We start from the raw sequence: 6,313 nt of genomic DNA on the forward strand, positions 1-6,313 counted from the left end.
AAAACCCAGTAAGATTAGCAAAGTTTTACTACAATATACTTGTAAGCTTTCATTTTTCACAAACTTATAACATTCATTAGATTTTATTTAGAATCTGGGCTTGCAAAGTGTGAAGTGTGTCATAGTTTGTGGCATCCATCTGAATTGGCGTCACGCTTACATAGCCATTGGCAATTGCGAAAAAGTCTGACTCGATTTCAGTTCCTTTATGTTTTGGCATTGCGACTGCTTCACCCGATAGCCCAATCCAGTAAACCTGACGACCACGTGGATCTACATGACTGGTAATCGGCTTGGACTGGCTACGGCGACCCTGAAAGGTCACTTTAGTTCCTTTCAGCTTAGCCACATCAGGAATATTCACATTAAAAATATGACGCTCAGGCAAAGTCGGCAAACCTGCCGCAATAAAATCATGTACCCATTGCGCTGCAATGCGATAATCTTCTGGCAAGGTATAAGATCGAACATTTTGCCCACATAGAGAAACTGCCAATGCAGGTTGTTTGGCCAGACGACCTTCAAATGCGGCACCCACCGTCCCTGAGTACAGCACATCATCTCCCAGATTGGCACCACTGTTAATGCCGCTGACCACCAGATCGAATTCAACATCAAATAAACCATTCATGGCCAGATAAACACAATCTGCTGGCGTACCATTCACTGCCCATACATCGGGAGAAATCTGGATTGGTCTTAATGGTCGGTCTAAAGTGAGTGCACTGGAAAATCCGCTACGTTCACTTTCCGGAGCTACCACCACAACGCGTCCTAAAGGTCTCAAGGCCTGCGCCAATGCCTGTATACCCGGTGCAAAAACACCATCATCATTTGAAATTAATATATTCACTGCAAAATCTCGTTGAGCTAAAAAATGACTCGCTAGGACATTTCATTGTATTAGTTCAGGAATTATATATATTTGTAGGACGATATCCATTAATACATATGGCTTAAGATGATGAAAAAATTCTCTCTTTGGGGTACTTTGGCTTTAAGTTTGGCAACTTTTGTTTCTCCTGCAGTTATTGCCAATGATTTGACAGCTGAAGAAAATGACATGATCGTGAAAGAAGATGTTGCGTCTGCACAGGTAATGATTGAAGTATGCCCAGGCATTATTGGTCAGAATGCAAAATTCGATACAACGATTCAGCAGCTGATTCAATCTTATCTAAAAGAATACTCTGACAAGTCGATGACCTATCAAAAACTTCAGGCAGACAGTGAATACAAGACTGTGCTTGAAGAAGCACGTCAAGGTGCAAAACAGACTGCAAAAGACGAACAAAAAACAGCGTGTGAAGATGTTTTAGCCTATCAGGAATAAGGTTTTTCTCACTAAAATGAGACGATGCCAGCATCGTCTTTTTTTCTCTTACACATTTCTTCATAATTCTACAGCTTCACTACATTTCCCCTCTTTTCAATTTTAAAAATATCTTTAAGCTAACAAATTATTGTTCTACATGTAATTTTTGAGTTTTTTGATGAAACATACATTAGTTAAAAGTTTAAGTTTATCTGTTGTTGCTGGTATGACACTTTGGGGCAGCTCGGTTTATGCAGCAAATGAAAATATTGAAGTCACCCCGAGTCAGGAAATCACCAAGCAAGAATTAGCTGCAATTTATGTCCTTTCTGAAATTTGCCCAAGCATGGTCAAAGACAAAGCAAAATTCAATCAGGGTTATAACCAGCTCGTAACTGAATATTTGCCGGGTCAAAAAAATCCGGTAGAACGCCTGAACCAGATGGTAAAACAGTCAGATTTCCGTAACATTCTGGCTGAAGCACAGAGCGATGCCAAAAAGGCTGGCAAGAAAAAGAATCAGGCCATTTGCAATGAGTTGGTGAGCTACAGTAAATAATCCACTTTTTGAGTGATTGCTTACAATACTTTTGAAATAACCCCGGGTTTCCCATAGAAGTCAGCCTAGCTTTGTCCTAAAATGCTAGGCTCTTCGTGCTTACATCAAGATATTGGAACCCACTAGAAATGACCCAAAAAACTGCCCTTGCTGCATTATTATTAATTCCTAGTTTTAGCTTTGCAGCAACTGTCTTATCTGCACCACCAGAATTGAATAATAAATCTTATGTGCTAATGGACTACGAGACAGGGCAAATTCTCGCATCAAAAAATGAAAATGAAAAATTAGCCCCTGCTTCAATGACCAAGATGATGACCAGTTACATCATCGAGCAGAAGTTATTAAGTGGTGAGCTGACTGAAGATGAACAGGTTCGCATGAATGAATCTGCATGGTGCCGTGGTAGCAGTGCAGAATCATGTATGTATGTACCTTTAAACGGTACGGCGACTGCACTAGAAATGTTGCGTGGGATTATTATCCAGTCTGGTAATGATGCGTCTAAAGCGATGGCTGAACATATTGCAGGGAACGAGGGTACCTTTGCACATATGATGAACCAGGAAGCGAAACGGATCGGCATGACTAATACCAGCTTCATCAACTCGACTGGTATGCCAGCTGAAGGCCATTATTCGACAGCGAAAGATATGGCAACTTTGGCTCAGCACATCATTAAAGACAGTTCAAAATACTATCCAATTTACTCTGAAAAAGAATTTACTTTTAACGGGATTAAGCAAGGTAACCGTAATGCCCTGCTCTATACTGATCCAAGTGTAGATGGTCTGAAAACTGGTCACACCGATGAAGCCGGTTACTGCTTAACGACTTCTTCAAAACGTGGTCCGACTCGTCTGATTTCAGTGATTTTCGGTGCACCAACCATGAATGAACGTGCATCACAAACACGTGAACTTCTGGCTTGGGGTTATGCAAACTTTGAAACCAAAAATGTTCAGCCAGCTAAACAGGTTCTAGCCAAGTCTAAAGTCTGGTTTGGTAAGGAAAATGAAGTTCAGATCGGTCTTGCAGAAAACTTTAACGTGACTATGCCTAAAGGTCAGGCCAATGCCATTAAAACTCAATTGGTCGTTCAGCCTAAACTGACTGCACCTTTACAACCAGGTCAAGTCGTAGGTAAATATGTGGCGACTTTAAACGGCAAAGTGATTGCTGAGAAACCACTTGTTGCACTAAAAGCAGTTGAAGAAGCTGGCTTCTTTGCTCGTTTGCTGGATCATATCAAACAATTTTTTAGTAACCTGTTCTAATATTTATTATCAATATTAGATCTTACTAAAGCGAAAGCACACATTCATCGAATGTGTGCTTTTTTATTTTATAATACTTATAAACTTTCAGGATTATACTGACATGAGCCAAAACATTCGCCCTTATCTGGATACTCGCCCGCAAGTCGCTGACTCCTGTTATATCGATCCGATGGCGGTGGTCGTAGGTGATGTTGTTTTAGGCGAAAATGTATCTGTATGGCCTTTTGCTGTAATTCGTGGTGATGTGAATCATATTCGTATTGGCAAGAATTCGAATGTACAGGATCATTCCATGTTGCATGTGAGTCATAAAAAGGCGGATAAACCTGAAGGTTCACCACTGATTATTGGTGAAGATGTGACAATTGGTCATCATGTAAAATTACATGGCTGTACCATTGGTAATCGTGTTTTAGTGGGTATCGGTACAATTATTCTGGATGATGTAGTTGTTGAAGACGATGTGATGATTGGAGCAGGTTCACTGGTACCACCGAATAAGGTATTAGAAAGTGGATACTTGTATGTAGGCAGTCCAGTCAAAAAAGTGCGTCCACTGACTGAAAAGGAAATAGCTTTCTTGCCTTATTCAGCACAGAATTATGTGAAAGTCTCAGGTTATTACAAATAAATCGACAAACTAAGGCTACTTTATGTAGCCTTATCTTAATTAAGGAATAACCACATAATCGTTCTTAAAACTATTGGCTTCAAAGTCTCCCTCTACTAGATGCACAAATTTCTGGTCAATCTTGTTCAGTTCTAAGCAATCATCCACATCAATCACGGCATCGGTATGAGGTTTAAACCAAGTTTTTTCAATGGCCAGCTTGCCTTGTGCTTTAGCCTCAGTCTTATTTTTTGCAGCAACTACCAGATATTTATGGATTTCACCAAACTGATCTGGCACATAAGCACCCAGATTGATCAGGAATAGTTTTAAATCCTGTTTTACAGGTATGTCCGTCACCTGAACCTGATAATTCAGATCCTGATAGTTGACACCATTGATCGTCATCCAACCATCGACATGCAGGCCTTTTTGTAAACCAAACCATTGCTGCTTCAAATATGGGAAAGCTGTCTTAATATCTGAACTAATGACCGGAATTACGTCATGTACTTCTACATTGGCTTTTTCATGCTTTCCGCCCAATAAAGCAATGTAGAGCTTGAGTTCAGACATAAAAAAATCCTTTAAAAGCAAAATAGAGAAGACTTTAGCCGCATAGTATAAATGAAACTTACTCGTTCCACTTCAAGTCAATCATCTCATATTCTTAAAATCCTGAAATTCACTTAAATCAGCATCAATACAGTGGATAAACAATCCTAATTTGATCTATTTTTAAGCAAGCTTATTTATATTAAAATAAGGTCCGAACTCCCCTTCTCTTATAAATGAGTCACGCCAATGAAGTAAGTCTATTTTTCTCATCAACGATTATTTTTAGATTGATGTGCAAAATAGATCGTCTGGCTTGATCTTTTCTAGAAAAAATCTCTTGTTTATTTTGTGCATCCTGTATTTATGAGGTTATTTATGACTCAACAGGCATGTGTAATATCCAATCTGACTTTAGAATTCCCGTCCAAAGTCATATTTCAGAATTTAAATTTTACCCTTCCTAAAGCTCAGGTCAGCGCTTTAATAGGCCGTAATGGACAAGGTAAGTCTTTGCTCATGCAGCTTTTGCATCAGACTCAGTATTCTACTCCACATTGCTCAGGTAAAGTTTCCTGGCAAATGCATAATGCCTATCTACCACAATTGCATCGGTTAAAGGCAGCCACAATTGCTGAAGCACTCGAAGTAAGTCAATTACATCGTGCTTTTAAAAATGTTGAACATGGTACAGTCAGTTTCGAGGATTATGAGCTACTTGAGGATAGTTGGCACTTGCCGCATGAATGGCAGCAACTGTTGAGCTCAGCACAATTACCCACCGATCTGGACTTTCCTGTGCAATATTTGAGTGAGGGCCAAAAGACCAAACTTGCTTTATGTAGCTTGTTCTTAAAGCCTGAATATTATTTATTGCTGGATGAACCGACTAACCATCTGGATTGTGAAGCACGAACATGGTTAATAGAGCATTTAAAATTACATCCTGCTGGTGCGTTGATCATTAGTCATGACCGGACTTTACTAGATCAGGTTGATCATATTTATTATTTAAATGAGTATGGATTACAGCACTCTACTGGAAACTATGCGGAGTTTTTTGAACAGTATCAGAAAAATGTCGCTTCACTCGAACAGTCAATTCAACAGAGTCAGCGTGATATTAAACAGATGAAGCACAAGCAGCATGACGTTTTAATGAAAGTATAAAAGCAGGAACATGCCGGAAACAAATTACGTGATTCGAATTCCCAAGCCAAAGTGCTTTTAGACTTTAAAAAGAACAGGCTGGTCAAAGTGTAGGGAAAGTTCAGGCACAGCACCAACGGCAAATTTCGAATGAACAATCTGAATTAAAAGTTCAAAAGCAGCGACTTAAAAAGATAAAACCTCAGCTATTTCAATTTCCAGACCTTAAACTACAGTCTGGTGAAATTCTGCGGGTTAAACACTTAAAGCTTCTTTTTGGTACTCCATAGCCTGTGAATCTTGCTTTAAGTGCAGGTGAAAAAATCCATATTGTAGGCCGAAACGGAAGTGGTAAATCCACTTTGCTGAAACTGACCGCCCTACAAAAGCAGCAACCTCTCGATCAAATCTTTTTGGCACGAAACTGTTTTTATCTGGATCAAAATTTTAGTTTTCTCAATGAAGCACTAAGTGCAATTGAAAATTTAAGGCAGATGAATCCTGATATTCCGGAAGTGAAATGGTGTAATTTATTGGGCCAACTTAGAATTCGTGGTGATAAAGGTACTTATCCTTTGCCTCAGTTAAGTGGTGGTGAAAAGCTGAAAGTGGCGTTACTAGGTCTCAGCCAAGTCTCTCCTCAACCCGAACTTTTATTATTGGATGAGCCAGAAAATCATCTGGATATTGAGTCTAAAGCTTCGTTGGCAAGTGCAATTCGGTCTTATAAAGGCGCTATGATTTTAGTTTCACACGATGAACAGTTTGTGCGTGATTGCGGGATCACTGAAGTGTTCAATATGAATGAATAATTTTGATTAAACTTATAGGACTTACGCATTGAC

6 protein-coding genes and 1 pseudogene are annotated in these 6,313 nt (G+C 39.4%); 5 read left to right on the forward strand and 2 right to left on the reverse strand.

Features of this window, described 5'->3' with window-relative positions:
- Positions 1 to 76: 76 nt before the first annotated feature.
- Positions 77 to 853 (reverse strand): 5'/3'-nucleotidase SurE, encoded by a 777-nt coding sequence (gene surE, locus B3143_RS03290; protein ID WP_214001401.1) that lies wholly within the window; start codon positions 851 to 853, stop codon positions 77 to 79.
- Positions 854 to 961: 108 nt separating this feature from the next.
- Here surE and B3143_RS03295 point away from each other — a divergent pair, with 108 nt between their 5' ends.
- From B3143_RS03295 to B3143_RS03310, 4 genes are all read left to right on the forward strand, one after another.
- Positions 962 to 1,333: an MCR_0457 family protein gene (locus B3143_RS03295; protein WP_004782632.1), complete on the forward strand. Its 372-nt coding sequence runs from the start codon at positions 962 to 964 to the stop codon at positions 1,331 to 1,333.
- Positions 1,334 to 1,493: 160 nt separating this feature from the next.
- The gene (locus B3143_RS03300) at positions 1,494 to 1,874 is read left to right on the forward strand and encodes an MCR_0457 family protein (protein ID WP_214001402.1); all 381 of its coding nucleotides are present in this window, start codon (positions 1,494 to 1,496) and stop codon (positions 1,872 to 1,874) included.
- Between the two features lie 128 nt (positions 1,875 to 2,002).
- Positions 2,003 to 3,151 carry a D-alanyl-D-alanine carboxypeptidase PBP5/6 gene (dacC, locus tag B3143_RS03305; protein WP_214001403.1) on the forward strand — a complete coding sequence of 383 codons (1,149 nt, stop codon included), beginning with the start codon at positions 2,003 to 2,005 and terminating at the stop codon, positions 3,149 to 3,151.
- A gap of 103 nt (positions 3,152 to 3,254) precedes the next feature.
- Positions 3,255 to 3,785 carry a gamma carbonic anhydrase family protein gene (locus B3143_RS03310; RefSeq protein ID WP_214001404.1) on the forward strand — a complete coding sequence of 177 codons (531 nt, stop codon included), beginning with the start codon at positions 3,255 to 3,257 and terminating at the stop codon, positions 3,783 to 3,785.
- A gap of 39 nt (positions 3,786 to 3,824) precedes the next feature.
- On the opposite strand, the gene B3143_RS03315 is transcribed toward B3143_RS03310, so the two are convergent.
- A complete protein-coding gene (locus tag B3143_RS03315) occupies positions 3,825 to 4,340 on the reverse strand; it encodes a DUF1543 domain-containing protein (protein WP_005234992.1) in 516 nt (171 codons plus the stop codon).
- 357 nt (positions 4,341 to 4,697) lie between these two features.
- Between B3143_RS03315 and B3143_RS03320 the strand changes: the two are divergent.
- Positions 4,698 to 6,280, forward strand: a pseudogene (locus tag B3143_RS03320) (ATP-binding cassette domain-containing protein).
- Positions 6,281 to 6,313 lie beyond the last annotated feature (33 nt).

It is taken from the genome of Acinetobacter sp. UBA1496, assembly GCF_002324975.1.
GTDB classification, from domain to species: Bacteria; Pseudomonadota; Gammaproteobacteria; order Pseudomonadales; family Moraxellaceae; genus Acinetobacter; species Acinetobacter variabilis.

What these genes read in the sequence shown, in the direction of transcription:
- B3143_RS03315 (WP_005234992.1), bottom strand. Translation starts at nt 4,340, where the DNA reads ATGTCTGAACTCAAGCTCTACATTGCTTTATTGGGCGGAAAGCATGAA.
- dacC (WP_214001403.1), top strand. Translation starts at nt 2,003, where the DNA reads ATGACCCAAAAAACTGCCCTTGCTGCATTATTATTAATTCCTAGTTTT.
- B3143_RS03310 (WP_214001404.1), top strand. Translation starts at nt 3,255, where the DNA reads ATGAGCCAAAACATTCGCCCTTATCTGGATACTCGCCCGCAAGTCGCT.
- B3143_RS03300 (WP_214001402.1), top strand. Translation starts at nt 1,494, where the DNA reads ATGAAACATACATTAGTTAAAAGTTTAAGTTTATCTGTTGTTGCTGGT.
- B3143_RS03295 (WP_004782632.1), top strand. Translation starts at nt 962, where the DNA reads ATGATGAAAAAATTCTCTCTTTGGGGTACTTTGGCTTTAAGTTTGGCA.